1 protein-coding gene is annotated in these 1,219 nt (G+C 45.0%); it reads right to left on the reverse strand.

The features are described 5' to 3' along the window. Positions 1-20 precede the first annotated feature (20 nt). Positions 21-1,219 (reverse strand): IS4-like element ISVbsp1 family transposase (locus tag ACED25_RS23455; protein WP_371696276.1); only part of this gene is annotated, 1,199 nt, incomplete at its 5' end.

Raw genomic sequence — 1,219 nt, forward strand, 5'->3', positions numbered from 1 at the left:
TAATGCCGTTCGGATAAGCATTATTGCTTGAACCTGAACGGATATTTGGCTGGGACAAAGAGGACTGAACGTGGAAACGTTCGGTCCTTTCTTTTATCTGGAAGAATGAAGTGACTCAAACTGTCTCTCATCCTTTTCAGTTTTACAGGTAGAGTTCCGTCTGGGCTTAAAGCTAACCAACGTAATTGCGCATCAATAAGGTTAATTGCGGCGGTAAAACTGACCCTAGTCGCTCGAACCCCGGCTTCTGAAGCTATCTTAACCATCTCTAATCGCACTAAGTTATAGGCAAGTAATACGCCCCAAAGCTCTTGCTTCACACCGGCAGAAAAACGACTTCGTAAAGTGACGTGACTTTGCAGTTGAGTCTGTTTAATTTCACCATAACCTTCTTCTATCTCCCAGCGTTGCCAATAAATACGCAGCAGGCTTTCTAGCGAGTATCTACTAGGGTCTGTAAGTGAAGTAATAAAACCTTTTATCTCACCTTTTGGCTCTTGATATAGGACTAATCTGGCTTCCCAACGTGCGGGTAAATTCGGATTCTGCCGTTGAGCTTGAGGAGATATGGGCATTGAGATGAGCATGTCGTTCTCCGCATATTTCTCCAACACTTCATAGCGTAGCTTACGCTTTGCAGGCATTAACCAGTGAGCATTTTCCGCACTCTCTTGCCACGATAACAAGAGGTCTGCCGAGAAATAACAACGATCAAATAAGGTCAATGAATGTGCGGGGATATCATTGAATAGGCGCTTAGCTAAGGTCGTTTCACCGACATGACAGCCATCAAAAGCCGCCCCCATAATCATTCGAGTTTCTGTTGACATCAAAGCGACTAAACGAAGTTGAGGGTAAGGTTTCAATTTTTTAGAGATGAACCCAAATTCTTCAGCGTTCTCTGGGGAATCTTGGCACCTAAATGTTGTCCCATCGACAGCAAGAACATTAAGCTCTAAGTCTTTGTCTTGTTGAAGGATATCTCCATTCCAAGCCTTTACCGTTGTGTGAAACAGAGCTGCTAACGGACTCTCATCTAGACGTCGGCGTGAATCAGTTAGGACACTGGGTGCAACACGAGACCAGCTATCTTCAGGTTTAGGCTGAAGTGCAATGTCTAATGAACTGCACACCTCTTTGATAGACATGTTGCGTTGCAGCCCCATCCAAATAACTAACCAGACAGCTTGCTGAGCGGGAAGCCGACGTCGTCTTATGC

Origin of the sequence: Vibrio sp. 1F263 (assembly GCF_041439035.1) — a bacterium.
Lineage (GTDB): Bacteria > Pseudomonadota > Gammaproteobacteria > Enterobacterales > Vibrionaceae > Vibrio > Vibrio tasmaniensis_A.